This is a genomic window from Saccharopolyspora karakumensis (assembly GCF_004349225.1).
Taxonomy (GTDB): Bacteria; Actinomycetota; Actinomycetes; order Mycobacteriales; family Pseudonocardiaceae; genus Saccharopolyspora; species Saccharopolyspora endophytica.
Genome location: NZ_SMLA01000129.1, coordinates 1 through 976, shown reverse-complemented (window position 1 = coordinate 976; position 976 = coordinate 1). Strand labels below are relative to the sequence as shown.

Annotated in this window: 1 protein-coding gene; it reads right to left on the bottom strand. The window is 67.5% G+C overall.

The features are described from left to right. The coding region (arsB, locus tag E1202_RS31115) for an ACR3 family arsenite efflux transporter (protein ID WP_235879145.1) at positions 1-974 on the bottom strand (974 nt) is incomplete at its 3' end. Positions 975-976: the final 2 nt, after the last annotated feature.

Here is a 976-nt window from a genome sequence, read left to right as displayed (position 1 = left end):
GCCAGCGAGACGTAGACCAGGCCGACCAGGACCGGCACCTCGATCAGCGGACCCACCACACCGGCCAGGGCCTGACCGCTGGTGACGCCGAAGGTCGCGATCGCCACCGCGATGGCCAGCTCGAAGTTGTTGCCCGCGGCGGTGAACGACAGCGTCGCCGAGCGCTCGTAGTTCAGGCCGATGACCTTGCCCAGGCCGAACGAACCCGCCCACATCACCGCGAAGTACACCAGCAGCGGCAGCGCGATCCGCACGACGTCGAGCGGGCGGGAGGTGATGGCCTCCCCCTGCAGCGCGAAGAGGATCACGATGGTGAACAGCAGCCCGTACAACGCGACCGGACCGATCTTGGGCAGGAACCGGGACTCGTACCACTCACGGCCCTTGGCCCGCTCCCCGAACCTCCGCGTGAGGTAACCGGCGACGAGCGGGACGCCCAGGAAGATCAGCACGTTCTTGGCGATCTCCCACGCCGAGACCTCCAGCCCCACCTGATCCAGGCCCAGCCACCCGGGCAGCACCGACAGGTAGAACCAGCCCAGCCCGGCGAACGCGATCACCTGGAACACCGAGTTCAACGCCACCAGCACGGCAGCCGCCTCGCGATCACCACAGGCCAGGTCGTTCCAGATGATGACCATCGCGATGCAACGCGCCAAGCCCACGATGATCAGACCCGTCCGGTACTCCGGCAGGTCGGGCAGGAACACCCAGGCCAGCGCGAACATCAGCGCCGGGCCCAGCACCCAGTTCAGCACCAACGACGAGACCATCAACCGCTTGTCGCCGGTGACGGTGTCCAGCCGGTCGTAGCGGACCTTGGCCAGCACCGGGTACATCATCACCAGCAGACCCAGCGCGATCGGCAGCGAGACACCATCGATCTGCACCGCGTCCAGCGCAGACCCCAAACCGGGGACCCAGCGACCGGCCAGCAGACCGACGACCATCGCCGCGCCGATCCACACCGGCAACA